The organism is Mixta mediterraneensis, assembly GCF_014946725.1.
Taxonomy (GTDB): Bacteria; Pseudomonadota; Gammaproteobacteria; order Enterobacterales; family Enterobacteriaceae; genus Pantoea; species Pantoea mediterraneensis.
Genome location: NZ_JACFXY010000002.1, coordinates 240,696 through 263,549, shown reverse-complemented (window position 1 = coordinate 263,549; position 22,854 = coordinate 240,696). Strand labels below are relative to the sequence as shown.

General features: G+C 51.9%; 19 protein-coding genes, 3 pseudogenes and 1 riboswitch. Of the genes and pseudogenes, 8 read left to right on the top strand and 14 right to left on the bottom strand.

Annotation, left to right across the window (positions count from 1 at the left end; all coding sequences use genetic code 11):
- Positions 1–23 precede the first annotated feature (23 nt).
- Positions 24–248, bottom strand: coding sequence for a protease inhibitor I42 family protein (locus H2P46_RS23385; RefSeq protein WP_193404164.1), 225 nt, complete (start codon positions 246–248; stop codon positions 24–26).
- 9 nt (positions 249–257) lie between these two features.
- The gene (locus H2P46_RS05380) at positions 258–452 is read right to left on the bottom strand and encodes a hypothetical protein (protein WP_193404163.1); all 195 of its coding nucleotides are present in this window, start codon (positions 450–452) and stop codon (positions 258–260) included.
- A 734-nt stretch (positions 453–1,186) separates the two neighbouring features.
- Positions 1,187–1,289, top strand: a riboswitch (TPP riboswitch).
- 72 nt (positions 1,290–1,361) lie between these two features.
- On the opposite strand from H2P46_RS05380, the pseudogene tenA reads away from it, so the two are divergent.
- The 4 genes and pseudogenes from tenA to H2P46_RS05360 all read left to right on the top strand — a co-directional run bounded on the left by tenA (position 1,362) and on the right by H2P46_RS05360 (position 4,504).
- Positions 1,362–2,048: pseudogene (tenA, locus tag H2P46_RS05375) on the top strand (thiaminase II).
- Positions 2,045–2,785: pseudogene (locus H2P46_RS05370) on the top strand (ABC transporter ATP-binding protein). The pseudogenes tenA and H2P46_RS05370 overlap by 4 nt, the downstream one beginning before the upstream one ends.
- The gene (locus tag H2P46_RS05365; RefSeq protein ID WP_193404162.1) at positions 2,782–3,543 is read left to right on the top strand and encodes an ABC transporter permease; all 762 of its coding nucleotides are present in this window, start codon (positions 2,782–2,784) and stop codon (positions 3,541–3,543) included. Before H2P46_RS05370 ends, H2P46_RS05365 begins: the two are co-directional and overlap by 4 nt.
- 25 nt (positions 3,544–3,568) lie before the next feature.
- Complete coding sequence (locus H2P46_RS05360) at positions 3,569–4,504, top strand: ABC transporter substrate-binding protein (protein ID WP_193404161.1); 936 nt, start codon at positions 3,569–3,571, stop codon at positions 4,502–4,504.
- A gap of 79 nt (positions 4,505–4,583) precedes the next feature.
- Here H2P46_RS05360 and H2P46_RS05355 read toward each other — a convergent pair whose 3' ends face one another.
- The 9 genes and pseudogenes from H2P46_RS05355 to H2P46_RS05315 all read right to left on the bottom strand — a co-directional run bounded on the left by H2P46_RS05355 (position 4,584) and on the right by H2P46_RS05315 (position 15,660).
- Complete coding sequence (locus tag H2P46_RS05355; RefSeq protein WP_193404160.1) at positions 4,584–5,552, bottom strand: XdhC family protein; 969 nt, start codon at positions 5,550–5,552, stop codon at positions 4,584–4,586.
- Positions 5,549–6,115: a nucleotidyltransferase family protein gene (locus tag H2P46_RS05350; RefSeq protein ID WP_193404159.1), complete on the bottom strand. Its 567-nt coding sequence runs from the start codon at positions 6,113–6,115 to the stop codon at positions 5,549–5,551. Before H2P46_RS05350 ends, H2P46_RS05355 begins: the two co-directional genes overlap by 4 nt.
- 68 nt (positions 6,116–6,183) lie before the next feature.
- Entirely contained in the window at positions 6,184–8,571 is a 2,388-nt protein-coding gene (locus H2P46_RS05345) for a xanthine dehydrogenase family protein molybdopterin-binding subunit (RefSeq protein ID WP_193404158.1), read from the bottom strand.
- On the bottom strand, positions 8,568–9,560 hold the full coding sequence (locus H2P46_RS05340) for an FAD binding domain-containing protein (protein WP_193404157.1): 993 nt from the start codon (positions 9,558–9,560) through the stop codon (positions 8,568–8,570). Before H2P46_RS05340 ends, H2P46_RS05345 begins: the two co-directional genes overlap by 4 nt.
- Complete coding sequence (locus H2P46_RS05335) at positions 9,553–10,047, bottom strand: (2Fe-2S)-binding protein (protein WP_193404156.1); 495 nt, start codon at positions 10,045–10,047, stop codon at positions 9,553–9,555. Before H2P46_RS05335 ends, H2P46_RS05340 begins: the two co-directional genes overlap by 8 nt.
- A 379-nt stretch (positions 10,048–10,426) precedes the next feature.
- A complete protein-coding gene (locus H2P46_RS05330; RefSeq protein WP_193404155.1) occupies positions 10,427–11,224 on the bottom strand; it encodes an inositol monophosphatase family protein in 798 nt (265 codons plus the stop codon).
- 24 nt (positions 11,225–11,248) lie between these two features.
- Positions 11,249–12,304 (bottom strand): ABC transporter ATP-binding protein, encoded by a 1,056-nt coding sequence (locus H2P46_RS05325; RefSeq protein ID WP_193404154.1) that lies wholly within the window; start codon positions 12,302–12,304, stop codon positions 11,249–11,251.
- A pseudogene (locus H2P46_RS05320) lies at positions 12,301–14,532 on the bottom strand (ABC transporter permease). The gene H2P46_RS05325 and the pseudogene H2P46_RS05320 overlap by 4 nt, the downstream one beginning before the upstream one ends.
- 99 nt (positions 14,533–14,631) lie before the next feature.
- Positions 14,632–15,660 (bottom strand): ABC transporter substrate-binding protein, encoded by a 1,029-nt coding sequence (locus H2P46_RS05315; RefSeq protein ID WP_193404153.1) that lies wholly within the window; start codon positions 15,658–15,660, stop codon positions 14,632–14,634.
- Between H2P46_RS05315 and H2P46_RS05310 the strand changes: the two genes are divergently transcribed.
- From H2P46_RS05310 to H2P46_RS05295, 4 genes are all read left to right on the top strand, one after another.
- Positions 15,648–15,887, top strand: coding sequence for a hypothetical protein (locus tag H2P46_RS05310; RefSeq protein ID WP_193404152.1), 240 nt, complete (start codon positions 15,648–15,650; stop codon positions 15,885–15,887). The two genes, H2P46_RS05315 and H2P46_RS05310, sit on opposite strands and share 13 nt — an antisense overlap.
- Positions 15,888–15,911: 24 nt before the next feature.
- The gene (locus H2P46_RS05305) at positions 15,912–16,910 is read left to right on the top strand and encodes a substrate-binding domain-containing protein (RefSeq protein ID WP_193404151.1); all 999 of its coding nucleotides are present in this window, start codon (positions 15,912–15,914) and stop codon (positions 16,908–16,910) included.
- A gap of 223 nt (positions 16,911–17,133) precedes the next feature.
- Complete coding sequence (locus tag H2P46_RS05300; protein WP_193404150.1) at positions 17,134–18,027, top strand: SDR family oxidoreductase; 894 nt, start codon at positions 17,134–17,136, stop codon at positions 18,025–18,027.
- A gap of 64 nt (positions 18,028–18,091) precedes the next feature.
- Positions 18,092–19,903 (top strand): glycoside hydrolase family 15 protein, encoded by a 1,812-nt coding sequence (locus H2P46_RS05295; protein WP_193404149.1) that lies wholly within the window; start codon positions 18,092–18,094, stop codon positions 19,901–19,903.
- A 14-nt stretch (positions 19,904–19,917) separates the two neighbouring features.
- Here H2P46_RS05295 and ampC read toward each other — a convergent pair whose 3' ends face one another.
- The 3 genes from ampC to H2P46_RS05280 form a co-directional block, all read right to left on the bottom strand.
- Positions 19,918–21,066 (bottom strand): class C beta-lactamase, encoded by a 1,149-nt coding sequence (gene ampC / locus H2P46_RS05290; protein WP_420846530.1) that lies wholly within the window; start codon positions 21,064–21,066, stop codon positions 19,918–19,920.
- A 28-nt stretch (positions 21,067–21,094) separates the two neighbouring features.
- Positions 21,095–21,346: a hypothetical protein gene (locus tag H2P46_RS05285; protein WP_193404147.1), complete on the bottom strand. Its 252-nt coding sequence runs from the start codon at positions 21,344–21,346 to the stop codon at positions 21,095–21,097.
- Positions 21,347–21,413: 67 nt separating this feature from the next.
- Positions 21,414–22,601 carry a glycosyltransferase gene (locus H2P46_RS05280; RefSeq protein WP_193404146.1) on the bottom strand — a complete coding sequence of 396 codons (1,188 nt, stop codon included), beginning with the start codon at positions 22,599–22,601 and terminating at the stop codon, positions 21,414–21,416.
- Positions 22,602–22,854: the final 253 nt, after the last annotated feature.

Genomic DNA, 22,854 nt, shown 5'->3' with positions numbered 1-22,854 from the left:
CACAGCATGTCTACTACTCCCGCTTAGTGACTAGTCGGATCAGTGATTTTAACCTGTTCCATCCATATCTTATTTTTTACCTGCTCCCACGGGCGGCTGTATATCAGTTCAATCACGCCATGACCGGCCTTTTCTGCTCTGAAGGTAAAAACCTGCGCGCCATCGCAGCCGGTCATGCCGGATTTACATTCGTCTGATTGTCTGTAATCAGATGAAACAAAGGATACCTGCGAAGGCAGGATGCGCAATATCCACGTTTAGCCGGTGGAAGGGTTTGCTGGCAGCGTTAGGGTGAACAGTTGTCCGGTGTTTACCTGTTGATGGTGCTGCGTTACCGCCGGTGCGCTGTGGTTTTCAGGCGCAACGGCACGCCCGGTCTGTGCTTCAGCCATGGTGGCGGCAGGAAGCAGTAATATGGACGCCATTGCGGCTGCGGTCAGTCGTTTTTTCATTTTCTTTCCTTTGTTAATGTCATTGACATTGAGAGGGATCCTTTCTGATTGCCGTCAGGCTCAGGCTTCAATACTGAGGACGGAGACAGGTAAAAATACAGGGGCCGCATTGTTGCATAAAATTTATCAGTCGCGATTTGATATGACATCGAATCCTGTTCCGTTGAGACGTGCCGGTTTTGACAGGACGTTAAAGCTGGTTTTATTGAATAAATCATAGCAGGGGAGCAAACAGCTTCGTACTGGTATTGTTGTTATGCAGTGCGAGGTTATTCCACGTTGTGTCCAGACATCCACTTAAGTCAACGCTTGCTTGCCAGAACCCGGTTATATCCTTTTCGGCTATGAGCGCTAAACCTCAAGCCCTGCATTTATATCGCAGGGCGCTTGTTTTCGCTCGCAGGCCAGGCATGGAGCCAGGCAGCTTCATCTTGACGGTAAAAATATGGCAGGCGGGGGCAGAGATATGAGTGTTGGATAAGCGGCGGAGTGTTAATTTAACATAATATACATTATGCGCCTTCTGGTTGGGAGTCCAATTTGATAATGCCACTTTTGGACATACGGCGAGTTTGTCACTTTATCTGGCTGCTCTCTGCTGATGCTGTTAACCATGTCGAAAAAAGCTACGCCGTCATTCAGGCTGTGTAATCGAAAAACGTCTGCGTCGCTGGAGCGTCTGCCTTGGCGAATTTATCCTTACGTTGAATTTAACAATTATTTGACGTATAAAAAGTGTCTCCGAGGGGCGTCCTGTAATGGGCTGAGACGGCGAAAGCCGAACCCTTTGAACCTGATCTGGGTCATGCCAGCGAAGGGACGGGTTGGCAATCGCACTCAGCAAATGCCTGTTCTTATCTCAGTATGCCCGGATCTCCACTTATCACTGGAGGTCCTGTGTCTCTTTCAATGTTCAACGGGGGTCTTTACGGACGCCTTCGCCAGCAGGCTGGTCATCACTGACACGATTATGTTTCTCATGATTTTGTTCAACAATTAGCGAGCGGCACCCTTCCCCAGCCCGCTTTTCGCCACTATCTCACGCAAGATTATCTGTTCCTGCTGCACTTCGCCCGCGCTTATGCACTGTTAGTTAGCAAGCTTCATACCTTGCCAGAAATGCGTGCTGCAACGATTTCCCTGAATGCCATCGTCAACGAACTGCCTTTACACCTTTCTTACTGCACACAATGGGGATTGAGCGAAAGCGACATCGTTAATCAATCCGAAACCGCTGAAACCATGAATTACACCCGTTATGTACTGGACACCGGGCATTCAGGCGATGCGCTGGATCTGCTGGCGGCATTGATGCCTTGCGTGGCCGGTTATGCCGAAATTGGTCTGCGATTGTTAAGCGATCCCGCTACGGTAATGGCCGGGAATCCTTATGCTGCCTGGATGCAAAACTACGGTGATGAAAGCTATCTGGCGGGCGTACAGGCTTCGCTGGAGCTGTTTGAATCCATTGCCCGCCAGCGCGGCGGTGAAGGCCGTTTTGACGCATTAGCCAACATCTTTACCACTGCGACCCAGTTAGAAAGCGCATTCTGGCAAATGGGATTAAATGCCACAAACGGGTTGAGTTCCTTATGAGCCTACGCAGCACACCGCCTGGCATTAAGGTGAGAGATCTCAGCCTGACATTCGGCCAGCACATCATTTTTAACCGGCTGAATCTTACTATCAGCGGCGGTCAGTTCGTTGCGCTGTTAGGTGCCAGCGGTGCAGGCAAAACCAGTCTGTTGCGGATTATTGCGGGGCTGTCACAACCCACATCCGGCACAGTCACTGGCAGTGATGATCTGCCTTTAACGGATCGCATCGCCTGGATGGGACAAAAAGATCTGCTGTATCCGTGGCTGACAGTGATTGAGAATGTCGCACTCGGCGCTCGCCTGCGTGGTGAAAGGCCCGATCGGGACTGGGCCAGGCACTTACTTGAACGCGTAGGGTTGCATCGTTACGAAAATGCGCTGCCCGCGACGCTGTCCGGCGGTATGCGGTAACGGGCGGCGCTGGCACGCACGCTGTACGAGCGCCAGCCGATTGTGCTGATGGATGAACCCTTCTCGGCGCTGGATGCCATTACCCGAACACAAATTCAGACGTTAGCGGCGGAGCTTCTGGCAGAACATACGGTTCTGCTGATCACCCACGACCCGGCGGAAGCCTGCCGCCTGAGTCACCAGCTGCTGGTGCTCTCACCGTATCCGGCAGGCATTGATGATTCACATAACATCGCAGGGTTGCCACCTCGTGCCCCTGACGATCCTGAACTGATGCGAAGCCAGGGCGAGCTGTTACAACAGTTACTCGAGGCGGCAGGATGAAGCAGAGTACCGGCACGCGTTTCGGCCGCGGATTAACGGTGTTTATCGGTTTGACGGCATTATGGTGGCTGGCAACCCTTAGCGACAGCATTCCCGCCTTCCTGTTGCCCTCGCCTTCGTCGGTGATCCAGGCGATGTGGAACAACCGTCTGTTTTTGGCTTATCACAGCCTGATTACGCTGTCAGAAATTGCCAGCGGATTAGCGATTGGTGTACTGCTGGGATGCGGCCTGGCGCTGGGCATGATTTTTTCGCCGCGCTTGCAACGCTGGCTGATGCCGCTGGTGCTGACCAGCCAGGCCATTCCCGTCTTTGCCCTAGCGCCGCTGCTGGTATTGTGGTTTGGTTTTGGTATGAGCGCCAAAGTCGTGATGGCGGTGCTGGTCATTTTCTTCCCGGTGACGTCCACTTTTTTCGACGGTATGCGCCGTGTTAACAACGATTACCTCGATTTAGCGCGCACCATGCGCGCCTCTCCGCTTGCCCTGTTACGCCACGTGCGGATCATGGCCGCCTTACCGGCCTTTGGCTCAGGTTTACGCATGGCGGCGGCCGTCGCGCCAATCGGCGCGATTATTGGCGAATGGGTCGGCTCGGCTGAAGGACTGGGCTACGTCATGCTCAATGCGAATGCTCGCATGCAAAGTGATATTTGTTTTGCCGCGTTATTTATTTTGGTGCTGATGACCCTTTTCATCTGGGCGGTAATCGATGCCCTGCTGCGCCGGCTGATCAACTGGATGCCGGAAAATGATTAATAACCTCAACAATAAGAGTAAAAACATGTTCAGACCGCTAGTAAAGGGCGTGTTATTCAGCGCGGCCTTCGTCACTCAGGCCAGCGCCAATGAAAAACTGACGCTGATGCTCGACTGGTACATTAATCCCGATCACGCCCCGATTATGGTGGCCGAACAGATTGGTGCGTTTAAAGCACAAGGGCTGGATGTAAAAATCGTCCCGCCATCCGATCCTGCTTTGCCGCCTCGCCTGGTTGCGGCAAAACAGGCCGATTTGGCCATTACTTACGAACCACAGATCCACTTCTTCGCCGATCAAGGCTTACCCCTGGTTCGGGTTGGTACGTTGATCAACACGCCGCTTAATACAGTTATCACGCTGGATAAAAATGTAAAATCGCCAGCCGACCTCAAAGGTAAAACGGTAGGTTATTCCGTTAGCGGTATTGAGCAGGCCACGCTGGCAACTATGCTGAAGCATGACAATCTTAATGCTGATGCGGTAAAGCTGATTAACGTTAATTTTCAGCTCACCAGCGCGTTATTGACCGGTAAAGTGGATGCGGTCATCGGCGGTTATCGAAATATTGAAGCGCTGGAAATAAAGCTGCAGGGCAAAGATCCGATGGTGCTGAATGTCGAAGATTACGGCGTGCCCGCTTATGATGAATTAATCATTGTGGCTAATCGTGATGCGGTCGCCGAGCCAAAGATTAAAAAATTCCTTATCGCACTGGAAAAAGGAGCCGAGTATCTCCAGGCGCATCCTGAAGAGAGCTGGAAAGTTTTTGCCAGCCGGCATCCTGAATTAAACACTGAATTAAATCATCAGGCATGGATAAAATCGCTGCCCTTATTTGCCACTCATCCGGCAAAACTGGATACAGCGCGTTATCAGGCGTATGAGCAGTTTTTATTTGATAACAAACTCATCAGAAAAATAACGCCCGTAAAAAATTACGCAACGGAAATTCATTAATCGAAAGGATCCGGCTTAATGTTCAGCCCGCCTCTTAACGCGGGCTTGCTATCAATCAAATTCAGCCACACCGCAGGCCTTAAAGGTTTTTCGCCCTCACCACATCTGCCATCACCGATAAAGCAATTTCAGCAGGGGTTTTGCTGCCAATCTTCATACCGACCGGGGCCTGTATTCGCCTCAGTTCTGCGTCACTCAGGCCGCCAATATCACCTAATCGCTGGCGTCGTTTGGCGCTGTTGCGGGCCGAACCCATCACGCCAAGATAAAAAGCGGGCGTGTTTACGGCCTCCATCATAGTTAGCTCATCAATACGCGGATCGTGAGTCAGTGAAAGAATGGCCATTTTGCTGCTAATTTTATGCTGTTCCAGCCATTTCGCCGGATGTTGCGGCACGATACAGACGTTAAGATCCGTACCAAATTGCTGTTCAATTTCTGCAAGCTGACTGGCTCGATGTTCACATACCGTCACCTTAAAACCGAGAATTAGCGCTAAACGAATGCATTCAAAAGCCACCACTGAATAACCCGCAATCAGTAATTGTGGGATCGCGCCAACCGGGATCACCACTTCTTCCTGGGAATGGGAAAGCACAGGTAATACCGTATCCGCAGGAAAGCATTCCCACTGCGCGCGCTGGCCGGGTTGCAATTTTTTTACCAGATAGTGTTTACCGAATAACGCGGCGTGCATAGCGCTCAGGAGTTCTGCACTGGCAGTATCAACAGGCAGATATTCGATGAGTACATCCACGCTGCCGCCGCACGGTAGTTCGACGTTGGGACGCAATCCGCCTTCGCCATAACGTACGATTTGACTGCTGTTCTGATAAGCCCCGCTGGCCAGCTGCTGGAGGAAATCCTCTTCAATACAGCCGCCAGACAGCGAACCGCAAGAGTCTCCCTGATTGTTGATGCCCATCATCGTGCCGGGCGCCCGCGGCGATGAGCCATAAGTATGCAAAACCGTGCAAAGCCAAACAGGTTGCGATGACTGAAGCCAGCGTATAGCGCTGTCTATCACGCGTTGGTCAAGCGTAATCATGCATTTCTCCCTGACGCTAAACTGGCGGGGTAATCGACATCGCTCAGGCAACCCGGATCGTCTAAAGGAAGTAACGTTGCGGGATGCGTTGTCAGCAGCGAGCGGGCGCCTTCATCGTGTTCCAACGCCACCAGCTGTGAGTAAAAAAATTTGCTGAAACCTACCGGATGTCCCGGCTGGTTATTCACCCAGGGGCGAACAACCTGTTCGGACCGTAATGCATCCATCACCGCCAGGTAACTGGACGTTTTCAGCCACGGCATATCACCAAGCGCAACGATCCAGCCGTCATAAGTCGCCGCTGCGTGTACACCCGCAGCAATCGATTCACCTAAGCCGCGACTTTGACAATAAACCGGCTGGCAGCCGCTTAGCAGGGAGTGAATCGCCCGATCTTCGGGTTGGGTAACCACGAAAACATCTGCGCCCGTTGCCAGCGCCTGATTTAAGCTATGGCTCAATATCGGTAACCCCCGAATTTTCGCCAGTAATTTTTGCCCGCCGCCCTGCTCGCGAAAACGCCGACCAAAACCGGCTGCCATTACCAAGATTGCACATTTCATTAATTACGCACCGGCTTTGCCATAAGAAAAGCGCGCAGGCGACACAGCCCTGCACGCCGATTCTGGGTTTAAATCAGTTTATCCATCGTGATGGGTAAATCGCGTATCCGCTTACCGGTTGCATGAAAAACAGCATTGCTGATAGCGGCTGCCATGCCGACAATGCCCAGTTCACCAACTGCTTTGCCGCCCATGACGGTGGCTTTGTAATCGGGTTGCCCGACGTCAATGGTCGTAATTTCTGGCACATCCGCGTTTACGGCAATCCGGTAATCGGCAAGGTTGTTATTAATCACCCGACCGTTGCGCGGGTCGATCTGCCCCTCCTCCAGTAACGCCTGACTCATCCCCATGACCATTCCGCCGATCCACTGACTGCGCGCCAGGGTGGGGTTGTAAAGTCGCCCGCTGTCAAATGCGCCGACCAGACGTTTAACCCGAACCGTGCCGAAATCTTCATCCACGGCAACTTCGACAAACAGCGCGCTCCAGCTATGCGCTGAAACGTCTTCAGGTTGAGTGATGGTACTTAATGTACTGATTAACTTCTTACGCTCTTCGGCAGAAGCATCTTTTTCAAAGGTGTTGGCGGTTATATTCAACGCGGGTAAACCCACCAGCTGCAACAGCTGTTCGAGCGTGACTTTACGGTTGGGACGCATCGACATAATGACTGCGTTATCCGTTATCACCAGTTTGTCGCGTGGTGTGCCGTGCAACGGCGAACCTTGCGTCTCCGTTGCCAGCGTGAACAGCCGCTCACGTAATGCCACGGCGGTCTTAAATACCGCCGCCGTCAGGTTGCCCGCTAGCTGCGACCCCCCTGCCACCCCTGCCAGCGGAAGCCGGGTGTCGCCCAATGCTACGCTAATGCGATCTTGCGGAATTTTCAGTACATCGGCAGCCGTCTGCGCCAGAATGGTGTAAGTGCCGGTGCCAATATCCGCACCAGCACTTTTTACAGTCAATTGTCCGTTCGATTGTAAAACCAGTTCCGCTTCAGCGGGTTGTCGGCTGACCGGATAGGTCCCTGATGCCATTCCCCAGCCGATCAGTTCACGGCCCTGGCGCATTGAACGTGGCGCCATGCTCCGTTTGCTCCAGCCGAAAGCTTCAGCGCCCTTTTGATATGCCTCTTTCAGTTGACGAGAACTCCACGGTTTTTTCATCTGATAATCATAATCTGCCCAGTTTTTCAGGCGCAACGTCAGTGGATCCATATTGAGCTCGTAAGCCATTTCATCCATGGCGACTTCGAGGCTGAACGCGCTGGGATTTTCCCCCGGCGCACGCATCCAGCCAGGGGTTACCGTATTGATAGGCACCACGCGGTGATGCGACGTAATGTTTTCAATACTGTACATCCGGGCAGTGACGTGATTTGTGCCCTCGGCAAACACATCATCAAGCGAAGTCTCGTTATATCCGTCATGAATAATGGCAAGGATTTTGCCCTCACGCGTGGCGCCCATCTCCAGAGATTGATGCGTGGATGCCCTGCCTCCAAAGCCCGTAAAAGTTTGCGGACGCGTTAAACAAACCTTCACGGGACGTTTCAGCTCGCGTGATGCGGCACAGGCTAAGGCAACATGGGTGGCCGGTGATGCTTTTGAGCCAAATCCTCCGCCGACATACGGTGAGATGATTTCAACGTTTTGACTTTCAATGCCCATCCATTCAGCAATTTCCTTACGTGCGCCAGACACCCACTGACTGGGTTCCCATACCGTCAGCCTGTCGTCTTGCCAGTGAGCAATGCAGGCGTGCGGCTCCATCGGCTGATTATATTCACGCGGCGTAGCGTACTTCTGACTGATCCTGACTTCTGCGGTTTCCATCGCCTGTTTTGCGTCGCCAAGCGTGATAGTCAGCGACGACTGATCCTGCGGCGTTGCCCCGTTGTCTTCAGGAAAAATCAGTGCAGGCGTTTCAGCGTATTCCACCCTGATCAAAGAGGCCGCATACGTAGCCTGCTCAAACGTGTGCGCCACGACCAAAGCAATATTTTGCCCGTTGTGGATGATGCGATCGTTCTGGATCGGCGTATACGTTGACTGCGCCGCCCCGCCTTCGGCTATTGCCTTTGGCTTATTGATCTTCAGGCTATTGAGATGGGAATAGACGGCGACCACGCCTTCGGCATTGCGAGCGGCTTGCGTATCCATTCCAGTCATGCGACCGCTGGAGATTGTCGATTGTACAACCACGCCATACAGCAGATTATCAACCTGATATTCTGCTGCGTATTTCGCATGGCCGCTAACTTTGAGCGTGCCATCTTTCCGCTGCGGCACAGCGCCCAGCCCGTGTTGAGAATGATTTTGAGCGCAGTCAGGCGCTTGTTTTTGCTGAGCAGCGTGTGTGTTTTTCACTTGTAGACCTCCGGCGGCGGCAACAGAAACTGCAGCAGTGGCTTTAAGCAGATTTCGTCGCGTTTTGTCGGTAAAGTTTTTCATGTCAGTTTCCCCACGCTTAACAAGGCCCGACTAATGACGCGCGGTACAAGAATAATTTTGGCGTGGTTATGCGACAACGCACGGGCATTGATTACCGCCCGTTCCGCAGCCTGCCGAATCAGGGTTTCATTGAGTGTTTTACCGCGTAGCGCCTCTTCAACTTCATAAGCGCGCCAGGGGATAGTCGCGACGCCACCTAAAGCAATATGCACGTCTTTGATGGTTTCCCCTTGCATCTCAAGCCCAACAGCGGCGCTGGCCGCGGCAAATTCATACGAGGCGCGATCGCGCACCTTCAAATAATGAGACTGAACCAGGGCTGATGTTAATGGCACTTCCACCGCCACAATCATTTCATCATCCGCAATATCATGTTCCTGATCGGGGGTATCTCGCGGCAGCAGGTAAAATTTTTCAACCGGTACGCGGCGTTCCTGCTGTTGGGCATTGCGTAAAATCACCTGCGCCTGAAAAGCCGTTAACGCAACAGCCAGGTCGCCAGGGTATACCGCTACACAGGCTTCGCTGGCGCCTAAAATGGCATGGCCATTATTGATGCCGTCAATGGCTGAACAGCCTGAACCCGGATGACGCTTATTGCAGGCAGGAAAGGTTTCAGGATCGCGAAAATAGGCGCAACGCGTGCGCTGGCGCAAATTACCGCCAATGGTCGCCATATTACGAATCTGCGGTGAAGCCGCCTGCCAGAGGCTTTCGTAAATGGCCGGAGCCTGGCGCTGGCAATCAGGATGCGCCGCTAATTCACTCATGCGCACTAATGCGCCGACGCGCAGGGTTCCGCTGTTAATGTTAATTTCGCGCAGTGTGGTTAAACGCGAAATATCCACTAGCTGCTGTGGCGTTTCGACATTGCATTTCATCAGGTCAAGTAGCGTTGTGCCGCCCGCCAGAAATCGGGAGGGGCCAGCAACGTTCAGCCTGACGGCTTCGTTGGCAGAGTCCGGCGTTTTGAAGGTAAATTCATTCATGATGCGCATCCCCTGACATTTCTGTGGCGGCCTGTTTAACGGCTTCGACGATATGGGGATAAGCGCCGCAGCGGCAGATATTGCCGCTCATGTATTCACGGATCTCCGCCTCGCTGCCCGCGTGCCCTTCCTTGATACAGGAGACAGCAGACATAATCTGGCCCGGTGTGCAGTAACCACACTGAAAAGCATCGTTAGCCATAAAACAGGCCTGCACCGGATGGAGATTGCCTTGCTTATCGGCTAATCCTTCGATTGTGGTCACCTCGCCGCCCTGAGCCTGTACCGCCAGCATCAGGCAGCTCAGTACCCGTTGGCCGTTAAGGTGCACGGTACAGGCCCCACACTGGCCCTGATCGCAGCCTTTTTTGGTGCCGGTTAACTGAAGATGCTCACGAAGCGCATCCAGCAGCGTGACCCTTGGATCAATCGTCAGGCGCTGCGTTTCATCATTGATAACCAGTTGGATAGTTATTTTCTCAGACATTGCTTTTACCTGTTCCAGTGAAGGGAAAGATCAAGCCAGTTGATGTCTTTATCATTGCCGCAATGTAAAACGACGACACCAGCAAGCAAAACTCAGAAACATCCAGGCTTGCGCCTTAAACGCCGTCAGCGAAGGATGCGATTCCAGCCTTTTGCGGGCAGAATAAAAACCACACTATTTACGGTGTGTTATAAAAATCCTAACAGAAATTTCTAAAACCATTATGCCAATTGATTCATGAGCCTGTTTAGCTCACTAATAAATGGATGAGAAAAGGCGTGATCGCACAAAGAGTGAAAAGGATGAAGCCTGGACAGAGAGATCAAGCGGAATGATAACCGGCAACGCAGGCGATTTCAGATGTCTGCGTTGCGTCTCATTACAGCCCGGCAATACGCCGTAAATCGGCTTCTGCCCCAGGTGCTACCGCCAGAACCTGAGCGCCTTTGTTGAGGCGTTCGCCTTCAGTATTAAACGGGTGACACCAACCGCCCGCTTCTTTCACCAGGCAATAACCTGCCAGGCAATCCCAGGCATGCATATAAGGTTCGTAATAACCGACAACGCGCCCTGCTGCTACCCAGGCCAGCATAAGCGCACCAGAACCAATACGAATAAAATTGCCGCCCTCTGCCAGTAATGACGCCAGAATCTCGCCAACTTTTTCCGGGCTGACGTAGCTGTTAGCCCCAAAACCGGTGACGTGATTTTGTAACGTCCGGGTGGCATCGACCTGCAGTTTTCGGCCATTTAAAGTCGCCCCTTTGCCCTGCGCCGCAACGTAACATTCCTGATAATAAGGCGCAAAAATCACGCCAATAACCGGCACGCCTTCGTGCAGCACTGCCACAGATACGCACCAGTTTGGCATGCCATTTAAAAACGGGCTGGTGCCATCAATAGGATCAACCACCCAGGTGTAGGCGGTGCTTCCTGGCTGAAAACCATACTCTTCGCCCAGGAAACCGTCTTCTGGAAACGCTTCTCGAATACGAGCAGCAATGAGTTGCTCAACGTCCCGATCGGCAATTGAGACGACATCCTGCAAATCATATTTGGTTTCCACTACCAGCGTTTCGCGTTGATTAAAATAGTTCAACGCCATCGCACCTCCGCTCCGTGCGACTTCTTCGGCTAACGTCAGACGGCTGAGTAAATCTGTTTGCTGTTGTTCCATAAGTTGTCCTTGTAATAAACCGAATTAACGGGCGATCAGGGCAAGCCCCTGCGGTTTGAAATCCACCGCAACGGTTGTCGATAGCGGCAGCCTTTGCTCCATCATCGAGTCGATAATAAATAGTGATCCCAGCTCGGTTTGAACTTCATATTCGATATGATCGCCAAGCCAGGTGCTGTGGGTGATCTCTCCCTTCAATGCGCCCGGCCCTTCACCACGCAGCGTGATAAACTGCGGCCGCACTGCAAGCTGGGCTGCACCGGCCTGTGCCACCGAACCGCGTATGCGGTATTGCTGGCTGCCGACTTTTACCAGAGCATCGCTGCCATCCAGACGTTCAACTTCACACGGCACGATATTGGCTTCCCCCATAAAATCCGCGATAAATACTGAGCTGGGCGAGTGGTAAAGCTCCTCCGGCGCGCCTTGCTGAGCAATATCGCCCTCTTTCATGACAATGATTTTATCGGATACTGCCAGCGCCTCTTCCTGATCGTGAGTCACATACACAGCGGTAAAGCCCAGCCGTTGCTGTAAATCACGAATATCGGTGCGTACTCGCCTTCTCAGGCGCTCGTCCAAATTAGATAGCGGCTCATCCAGCAGCAGTACCTGCGGCTCCAGCACCAAAGCACGGGCAACCGCAATACGCTGCTGTTGTCCGCCTGACAATTCTGACGGCAGCCGCAGCCCTTGATGTTCCAGTCCCACTAGCTTTAATCCTTCACGGGCGCGATCCCGCGCTTCCCGTTTGGTGATGCCGGATGAAAGTAGCCCGTACATCACATTGTCCAGGGCGTTCATATGGGGAAATAGCGCGTAAGACTGAAAAACCATCGCCACGTCTCTTACATTGGCGGGTAGCTGGGTAACATCCCGACCCCCAATTAAAATCCGGCCCGATGTCGGATGCTCCAGCCCGGCTAATAGCCGCAAAGTGGTGGTTTTGCCACACCCGGAAGGCCCCAGCAGCGTGACCAGCGTACCCGCCTCGACAGTTAAAGAGAGATCGGGCAGCGCAGTAAAATCCGCAAAACGCTTAGCGACATGTTCAAACACAACTGAACCTGGCGAAATCATACGGCTCTCTCCTGGGTTAAGGCGGTGGAATTAGGGGGTGTGGGAATATCAATCGTGCGGCTGGCACGGCGCAATCGACGCTCACCGACCAGTAGCTGAAACGCGCCGATGATGATCAGCATGACCACGATCAACACCGAGGAGTACGCAATCGCAACGCCATATTCACCGTTTTCGACCAGGCCGACGATATACGAGGTCGCCATATTGTACTGGGCGCTGACCAGAAAAATGACGGCGCTAATCGAGGTGATGGCGCGCACGAAGGCATAGACCAGAGCAGCGCTGATGGCGGGTTTTAGCAGCGGAAGCACAACTTTGCGCAAGGTGCGAAAACTGTTGGCACCCAGGGTTAACGAGGCTTCATCAAGGCTTTTATCCAGCTGGCTCATTGCGGCAATGCCGCCACGTACGCCTACTGGCATATTGCGGAAAACAAAGCAGGCAATCAGGATCATTGCGGTTCCGGTGATTTCCAGCGGCGGCAAATTATAAGCCATAACATAGCTGACGCCGATGACGGTGCCGGGAATAGCAAAGCTCAACATCAGCATGAATTCAAACGTTTGTCGTCCTGCAAATTTTTGCCGCACGATTAACCATGCGGTAAGGAGACCGACAAGGGCGGTAAGAGGAGCCGCGATCAACGCAATTTCCAGCGTGGTCCAGAATGAATTCCAGGCCACACCGCGCCAGATGACGCTGCCATGGTTAATGCTGATGCCAAATGCATGAATGTAGTGATCGAAGGTAAGATTATTATTCAGTCCCCAGGACTGAACGAAACCGCCGATCAGGATCATGCCGTAAATCACCAGGGTAAACATGCCCCACGGGATCACCATACCGTACACGCTGTAACGCACTACGCCTGGCAGTTTTCCATGCATGCCGCCATCGCCTTTGCCAGTAACGGTGGCGAAACTTTTACCGGACAACCACAGGCGCTGAATGAGAAAGGCCGCGAGTGTAAAGCTCAGCAGGATCATTGCCAGCACCGCAGCGCGACTCGGGTCGTTTTGCGCCCCCACCACGGAGAAAAAGATCTCCGTTGACAGCACGCCGTGACTGCCGCCCAGTACCATGGGATTACCGAAATCAGCCATGCTTTCGATAAAGCTGATCAGAAAAGCATTCGCCAGGCCCGGCGCCATCAGTGGCAGAGAGATGCGGCTGAAGGTGCGCCAGCGATTCGCACGCAACGTTTGCGAAGCTTCTTCCAGCGAAGGGCTGACCCCTTCCACCACGCCAATCAAGACTAAAAACGCGATCGGCGTGAAGGACAAAACCTGGGCTATCCAGATGCCGGTTAAGCCATACAGCCAACGGCCTGGTTCAACACCAAATAGCGCGGCGAGGTGTACGGTTATTACGCCGGATCGACCAAATCACAAGATTAATGCCAGGCCAATAACAAAAGGCGGCGTGATAATCGGTAAAACCGTCAACATGCGCAGCGCTTTTTTACAGGGCAGCGGTGTGCGTGTGGCAGCCAGCGCAAAGGCTAACCCTAAGAGCGTTGAGCCGCTGGCAGTCATAATAGCCAGCCATAAAGTACGCCAGGCCGTGCCGCAGGTTCCGCCTGTCAGGCATGACAGGCTCCAGATAACAGGATCCTGAATGTTGCTGATCAAACCATCTGGCTTGAAACTACCGTCAATATCCTGCACTGAAGCAACGAACAGGCTCAGTACCGTATAAAGCACAAAAAGCGTGACCAGTGCCACCAGCGAAACGATTGAGGCAACGACAAACGCATCACCTCTCAGGACACCGCGCTCGGCCAGCGCAAAGGAGAAAATAAACAGGAAAACAGTCAGCAGCAGCAGCGCACCTGCCCCCATGGCGGGCTGCCCTTGCGCTAATGGCCCAAACCTGTTTTCCAGCCAGAGCCAGCTCCAGCCGCTGTAGCCTATAGCATGCCCTTCCATCACTAAATAGATGACGCCTGCCGCGCTTAACAGCAGTAGCAGCCGGCTTCGTGCCTGAGTTACAGGAAGAAAGCCGCAGAGCGCGCACAGCAAAAACAGCCCAGCGGCAATGCCCAGCCACGAATGCTGAAAGGCGATAATTTGCCAGAGTCCGGGCGCGCTCGCCGCATCTGTCCACAACGTTGCCAGCCAGCCTCCGCTAAAAAAGCCATTTTCCAGGCTGTACCACGGCAACAAAAGCAGCGCGATGGCGCCCGCGATTAGCACGCCGGTTAAGCGGCGGTTATACGCATTCATTAATTACCTCGACCTGAATAGGAAGCGGAAATCAGGCTTATGCCACCGCTGTTCAGCGTGAAAATGGTCCGGTAAGCGCTACCGAACGTAACGATCTAACTACTGCGCGCTGGCGCCGATCTCTTTATCCCAGCGCCCTAACAGCGCTTTGCGTTTTGCCGAGTCGCCATAGGTTTTAAAGTCATAATCGATCAGCTTGATGTTCTCAAAGCGCGGGGCGTATTCAGAAATCTCAGCATGACGATTTGACGGCAGCTGGAAGGATTTCGCCTCTTTCATATGCGACTGTGCCTCAGCGCTGAGCGCCCAGTCATACCAGGCTTTCGCGTTGGCCAGATTACGGGCGCCTTTAATAATCGACATGGAGCCGATTTCATAACCCGTCCCTTCGCACGGTGCGACGGATTTAATGGGAAAGCCATCGACCTGCATAGCAACCGCATCATGCATAAAAACAATACCTACTGTGGTTTCGCCACGCGCCGCTGCTTTTACCGGTGCCGAACCTGATTTGGTATATTGAGAAATATTGGCATTAAGCTTTTTCAAATAGTCGAACGCCTTGTCTTCGCCCATGATTTGCACCAGCGTCGCCAGCGTGTTGTAGGCGGTCCCGGAGGAGTTAGGATTAGCGATTTGAATCTCGCCTTTGAAAGCGGGATCGATTAAATCTGACCAGCAGGCAGGGGCTTTGAGCTTTTTCTCTGCCAGCAATTTAGTGTTATAACCCCAGCCTAATGCACCTGCATAAATACCCACGGTGCGGTATTTTGAAATCTCAGCCTGCTTTTTCGCCCAGTCCAGCTGCTGGTAAAGCAGAGGCGATTTATACGGCTGCGTCAGCCCTTCTTCCGCGGCCTGCATATGCGGATCGCCCGTTCCGGCCCACCAAATATCCGTTCTGGGATTGCGTGCCTCGCTGCGAATGCGTGCATAGGCCTCACCCGCTGACAGTCGCACCATATTGACTTTAATGTCGGAATGCGACTGACTAAAAATGCGCGTCATGTGCTCACAAACCACCACGTCTGCGGAACAAATCATGTTGAGATTACCTGCGGCATGAACGGCAAAGGGCAATGTCGTACAGCTCAGAACGATTACGGCGGCGAGCGATGAGTAACGCATTTTATTCTCCTGATTTTTCGGGTGGCGCTTCACTGGCGCCTGTTTTTGCACGTGTGTGCAAATTAGTAAGGAAGCGCAAACACCCTGTCAATCTGCTTGTTGTGCAATTGTTAGGCGGCGTCACAAATTTGAAACATTACGTGCTAAATATTTTTTGCACAGCTTTGCAATCTCAGGCAGACTCACTCCATTCCGTGGGTGGTATGGAAAAGGCAAATGAACAATGATAAAGGGGGGTAAGCGCGCAAGATGTGGCGAACAGAGCAGGCGTTTCCCGCTCTGCCGTTTCCCGGACCTATACACCAGGAGCGAGTGTTTCAGCGGCAACGCGTGCGCGCGTATTAAAAGCAGCGGAAGAACTGGGGTATCACGTTAACCATTTAGCGCGCGGTTTGGTACGTAATCGTAGCGGTATCATTTGCCTTATCGCCTCGGAAGTGAATACGCCCTACCGTGCTAATCTGGTGCGCTGGCTAACGCAGTGCCTGCAGGAAGCGGGCAAAATCGCCATGCTGATTAACACCGATCGCTCCGATCACAGCGTTTCTGCTGCCTTACAGCAGGCCATTAACTTTCGTGCCGATGCGTCAATTATCCTTTCTGGTATGCCAGACAGCGCCATTACACGGCTTTGTTCGAAACATGGTCAACATCTGGTCCTGATCAACCGTGATGAAGCCTTGCCGGGCTCGTTAAGCATTAATCTTGATTCCCGCGCTGCTGCCGACATGGCGCTGAAAGCTTTTTTACGCGCAGGTTGTCGTCATCTTGCTTTTGCTAATTCTTTAGCCGGCACGCCCAGCCTGATAAAGCGTGAAAAAGATTTTCTTGCCGCCGCAGATAAAGCAGGACTGGCGGTAACGGTAGAACGCTTTGGTTCCACCTCATATGAAAGCGGGCAAATCCTCGCGCATCGCTTGCTGACGCGTGACGATCGTCCTGATGCGGTATTTTGTGTCACCGATCTTATTGCCTGTGGTTTTATGGATGAAGCCCGGCATCGCTTTTCGCTGCGTATACCGGAAGATTTATGCATCGTAGGTTACGACAACATCCCGCAGGCAGGCTGGTCGTCTTACAATCTCACCACCTTTGCCCAGCCGGTTGAGCAGTTCGCGCGCGATGCCGTGCAATGGCTGATTGGTACTGAACGCCAGGATCACACCTTACAGCTCCATGCTGAGCAAGAGCAAACATGTCGCATTTATCAGGCAGAGGTGAAATGGCGCAGTTCAGTACGTGGCGGATAAATCGCCTTTTAAAAATTGTGTTATCCGGCATTTTAATTTGCGGGAGAAACTTTTCCCGCAAATTAAATAGCTTTCCGTTTTCCCCCGCCATTATGCTTGCTTTGCTTTCGTTATTATCTGAATTGTTTTCGCTCCCTGGTTAAATAGTCAGCGTTTAGATGTGACAAATATCACCTTTATGCCAGACTTATATTTTCCGATAACAATGTTCAAGGAGCTACAGATGACAACGCCAACGAACAAGACCCTCGATTTGAATGAATTTCCTAAACCACCTTTTGAAGAACAACCGCAAAACCCGCCAGGCTTAGCAGGAAAAATGGTACCGGTTCCTGACCATGGTGAAACCAGTTATCGCGGCAGTGGCCGTCTTACCGGCCGCAAGGCGCTGATCACCGGGGGAGACTCAGGTATTGGCCGTGCGGTTGCCATTGCCTACGCACGTGAAGGCGCAGACGTGGCAATTAATTATCTGCCTGAAGAAGAATCGGATGCAAAAGAAGTTATTAAGCTGATTCAGGCTGAAGGACGTAAAGCGATTGCGCTGCCAGGTGATATTCGGACGGAAGCATTTTGCCAGCAACTGGTTAAAGAAGCTGTCGAGCAATTAGGGGGTCTGGATATTCTGGTGAATAACGCTGGACGCCAACAATTTAATGAGTCCATTCGTACCTTGAGTACCGAAGATTTCGACGCGACGTTTAAAACTAACGTCTATGCCATGTTTTGGATCACCAAAGCCGCTGTCGATTATTTACCGCGTGGCGCAAGTATTATTAATACTTCTTCCGTTCAGGCGTTTAAGCCCAGTGAAATTCTGCTGGATTATGCGCAGACCAAAGCGGCAATTGTCGCCTTCACTAAAGCGCTTGCTAAGCAGTTAGGTGAAGAAGGCATTCGCGTCAACTCCGTCGCGCCAGGACCGTTCTGGAGCGCATTACAATCCAGCGGCGGCCAGCCCCAGGAGAAAGTTAAGCAGTTTGGCGCTTCAGCACCGCTCGGTCGTCCAGGCCAGCCGGTTGAAATTGCGCCGCTTTATGTCACCCTGGCCTCAACCGAAACCAGTTATACCTCCGGCCAGGTATGGTGCACCGATGGGGGCACCGGCACGCTGTAATCTTTTCCCCTTCTGTGGCCGCTTAATGCGGCTACTTTTTTGATCTTTTCTTACAGGGACAGTCATGGAAAACCAGACATTTTCTACGCCGGAACGTGAGAACGGTTTTGCCGAACTGGGGAGTTACGCCGCGATAGGTGAAGGACGTTCAGTAGCGTTAATTGCGCCCGACGGTTCGATTGACTGGTGGTGTGCGCCTAATCTGGACTCTAAACCGCTGTTTGATCGTCTGCTTGATCCGCAGGTCGGCGGCTATTTCCAAATTGTTCCTGACGCGCCTTATCGCGTAACACGTCAATATCGTGAGAACAGCAACGTACTGGAAACGCAGTTTGAAACAGAGTCTGGCTGTGTACGTATTACTGAATCCATCAATAGTACGCTGGCGGGTAGACTACCGTGGAGCGAACTCGTCCGCCGTATTGAAGGGATCGAAGGTCAGGTTAAGTTGACCTTTCACCTGCGTTTCGGGACGGCGGCAGAAACGCGTTCACCGTGGGTTGCCGACAGCGATCAGGGAAAAGTTTTTCATATCGCGAAGGTAATGGCGATGGTGCGCACCAGCGAAGATGTTGAAATCGATTACTTAGATGATGAAAAAGTCACGGGGCGGTTGCTCACCTCGCCCGGCTCGCGCTCGTTATGTGCCCTGTTAATCAGTGAAAATGAACCCCTGGCCGTGCCGGAACTTGCATCAATCGACAAACGTATCGAAACCAGCGATACCGCATGGCGCGATTGGGTAGACAGCCTGAGCTACCAGGGCAGTTTTCCCGAGCTGGTTAAGCGTTCTGCCTTATCGCTAAAATTTTTGTGGTATTCACCAACCGGCGCGCTGGCTGCGGCAGCAACTACCTCGTTGCCGGAAGGCATAGGTGGCGAAAAAAATTATGATTATCGTTACGCCTGGGTGCGAGATGCCAGCCTGATCATTAAAGCATTCGTCTATCTGGGCGCGCTTGAAGACAGTAAGGCGGCTTTCTCCTGGTTGTCGCAAACGATCATTCGCCACGGCGTCAACCTGCGGGCCTGCTACACGCTTAAGGGCGATGCGGTGCCTGAAGAGCGCTATCCTGCTTTAGCCGGTTATATGGGATCGCAGCCAGTACGCGTCGGCAATAATGCGCGCGATCAGGTGCAGCTCAGCATGTTTGGCGATATGTTGGCAACGGCTCAGCTATTTATCAGCGCGGGACACGTATTAGACCTCACCACCTCCCGCATGTTGGGTGAACTGGCCAACAGCTGTGCCGATAACTGGCGGCAGATGGATTCAGGCATCTGGGAACTGCCCGAACAATACCATTACACACACTCGAAGATGGCCTGCTGGCTGGCGCTCGATCGTGCAGTGGCAATGGCCGAAAGTCAGCATATTGAGCCGACCTGGGTTGGACGCTGGAAGCGCGAACGCGATCGCATTCGTGACTGGATTGAAACGCATTGCTGGTCGGAGCAAAAACAGGCATATGTGTTTTACGTCGGCAGTGAACAGCTTGATGCCTCGCTGGCACTGACTCATCACTATGGCAAGACGGTGAATCCTGACCGCATGCTCGCCACTTATCAGGCGATCAGAAAAGAGCTGGGCAATGACAGCGCCATGCTTTATCGCTATAGCGGCGCTGAAAAAGAAGAAAGCACGTTTCTCGCTTGTTCATTCTGGCTGGTTGAAGCCTGGGCAGCCTTAGACGAAAACGATTTAGCGCAGCAATCAATGAACGAGATTCTGGAAACGTTTAACCAGCATGGCAACGTCGATATTTTTAATGAAATGTTTGATGTGCGAAGCAATAGCTGGCGCGGCAATATGCCGCAGGGTTTGAGCCATCTGGCGCTAATTTGTGCCGCACAAGAGATAAAGCAGGAAAAATAGAGCGGGCATTTTTCCTATTGTAAGGCTGCTAAAATCTTAAATGCCGCTTTGACGCGTTCTGGATTGGGATAATTTTTATTAGCCAGCATAACAATACCGGTGTTCTGATCGGGGATAAAAGCAATATAAGCGCCGAATCCTCTGGTCGCACCGGTTTTATGTATCCAGGCTGCACGAACCGGCGGGCGCACGGGGAGTAACCTTTCTGTGGGTTGAGCCTTCAGCGCCACGCTGTTATCACTGGCATCGGCCACGGTTTGCGCTTTTACCGGCCAGTCATACATTTCCCACCCCAGCCCCTGATACATCGAACCGGTTTTAAAATAGCGTGACTGCGATGTGAGTATGGCATTTCTGAGCACAGTATTGCCGGAAGATAAGCCATTGGGATTCGCGTTCGCCTGCATGAAAGTTAGCATGTCGCGTGCGGTGGTTTTTACGCCATACGCTTCGGCATCCAGCATACCCGGCGAAACGCGGATCGGCTGTTTATCTTTGTATCCCCAGGCATAATCGAACATCATCGATTTTGGCACGGTGATAAAGGTGCGCGTCAGGCGCAAAGGCTGAAAGACATGCTTTTGCATCGCCGCTTCAAAACTGCCCTTCACCATCAGATGACCAAACAAACCTATGCTGGCATTAGAATACTGACGCGTGGTGCCAGGCGCTGCTTGCGGCTGCCATTGCTGGTAATAGTTGCGCAGTGAATCCTCATCGGTCACCGTATCGGGCAGTTGCAAGGGCAGATTCCCCGCCGTGTAGGTGGCAAGATGCAGCATGCTGATCGTTTGCCACTGCGGCCCTGAAAGCGCTGGCCAGTATTTTTTCACCGGATCGTTTAGCCGTAATTCTCCCTGCCTTACCAAAACACCCGCCAGCACGCCAGTGAAGTTTTTGCTGACCGATCCTAATTCAAAAATGGTGTTTTCAGTAACCACACGACGCGATTCCAGGCTGGCCACGCCAAAATTAACGAACTGCGTGCGGCCTTTATACAAAACCGCGACCGACATGCCGGGAATCGCCTGTTGTGCAAGCAGCGGTTCGAGGGTCTGTTTAACCACAGCAGTAACCTGCTGTGAGGTTAGCATCGGTGATGCGGCCAACCAACTGGGCGCAAGAGAAAAAAATAAGATCAGAGGGAGCAGCTTTTGCATTATCGACGCGTTGTTTCTTCACGGAACCAGATTATTTACATTGAGAGGCATATGATTGCACGCATATCTGCGCCTGTGAACTACAGGAACCATTATCCCTGTTTTTACATTGCGAACGTTCAACATAACAATTCGTCTGGCAAGCAGAAACATCACATTTGGCGGCAATGGGCGTTAACTGCGCAATGGGCGCACGAGAAGGAAGATAGCGGGTCGTTTGAGCGAAGGTGCTGCCGACCAAAAGACTGGACAACAGCACGCTGAGGCTGAGGATAAGTTTCATGATCGATCTCCAGAGGGACGCTGTAATCAGTATGGCCAATGCGGTACGTCACGTCTGAAAAATCTTTCTAATTTGCGGTCTGCGGCGGATGTAACCTGAATGCCGTTACGCCACGCTGATAAATATCGTTGAGCTGCTGAATGTAGCGCGACGGACAGTGCTGCTCTTTGATACGCGTAATGGCGGCCTCGCCTTTTTGCTGCACGATACCGGGGTTTTCTATGATTTCCAGCAACACGAGTTTAAGCGCATTAACCAGCGCCTGTCGCAGCTGATCCCTCTCCGCTACGCTGCCTATGCTGTACTCCCGGTCATCGTTCAATGTGCCGCCGATGCACCAGCCCGCCTCGGGCGGATTGATTTCAGGCAATGCGCGTACGTTGCTGGTTATCACCGGGCAACCGTTGGACTGCATTTCTAATACCGAGAATCCATATGTCTCCTGCCAGGTTGGCAGCAAACCAAGGTCACTGTTGCGGAACAGTTCCATCAGGGCGGCATTATCCATTCGCGACTGATGTTTGAAACAGGAATAACGCTGAATGCGGTTTTCAATATCGCGATAGAACGCTTCATTGTCCTGATATTGACGATGAGCAATATTATGACGCTTGCTGAGTTCGCCAATTAACTGAACGTCCAGTTGCGATTCATCAATCTTTTTTTCCTCCAGCAGCTGCGAAATGGCCAGCACCACTTCGGCTCCCCCTTTGCGGTAAAACTCATTACCGGCAAATACCAGCCGTAGTTTTCCTAGCGGGCGCGGCAGTTTTTGCTGGCAAAAAAGCGGTTGTGGAGGATGAAGTACCACCGTTTTTTCCCGCATACGTTTGGCAATATCAGGCGTATGTTTAAACAACTTCATCTGAATGTTTAATGTTGCCTCTGAAATCGCAATTAAACCGAAGCAGTTATCTTTTAATACATGTGGGATCAGGCGGTGCAGCTCAGTATTCTCATGCTTAGCCACACCCGCGACAGGCAATACGCGCGGCAATTCAGTCTCGAAAGTGGCTAACCATTTATGTCGCGTGATCGCCACTTCGTTAAACAAATGTAAAATATCTGGTTTTTTTGTTGCTAAAAAAGGAATCGGAAGAAATACAAATACTTTATTTTTTTTAAGTACCCGTGTGCGAAAAGGGTTCATAAAATAATAGATATTGCGTTTCTTTAGATTGATATAGGTGTTTTCCGGGTTAACTAAGATATTACGTTGCTCCGGGTACTGGTTATTTGTTATGCCTATTTTCATAATTTACTTTCGATGTGAAATGTTATTCGGGTGATCTATAACATGAGGTTCGCAGGCGTGGGACTGAGGAATATCTTAAAAGATATAATAATCTCTACAGTTGATAAATATTAATGGATGAAACCTCAGCCATCTTTATCGTCTGGGTATTTTTTAACGTGATTTTTAATAAAGTGAACCTGAGCTTATCTGAGTCTGTTCGTATAAATTCGTGATTTGTCATGCTATTTTACCGGAAAAAAATCACTGGCTG